At 57.8% G+C, this 225-nt stretch carries 1 rRNA gene; it reads right to left on the bottom strand.

Annotated features, from left to right (window positions below):
* Positions 1-225, bottom strand: a 23S ribosomal RNA gene (locus IG94_RS0138305); the annotation flags it as partial.

Genomic DNA, 225 nt, shown 5'->3' with positions numbered 1-225 from the left:
CGTTTGTATCGCTACTCATGCCTGCATTCTCACTCGTGAACCGTCCACAACTCGCTTCCGCGGCTGCTTCACCCGGCACACGACGCTCCCCTACCCATCACAGCCGGCGTTGACCGTATATGCTGCAATGACACGACTTCGGCGGTACGCTTGAGCCCCGCTACATTGTCGGCGCGGAATCACTAGACCAGTGAGCTATTACGCACTCTTTCAAGGGTGGCTGCT

Source organism: Streptomyces olivaceus, from assembly GCF_000721235.1.
Lineage (GTDB): Bacteria > Actinomycetota > Actinomycetes > Streptomycetales > Streptomycetaceae > Streptomyces > Streptomyces olivaceus.
This window is presented reverse-complemented; position numbering and strand designations above follow the sequence as displayed.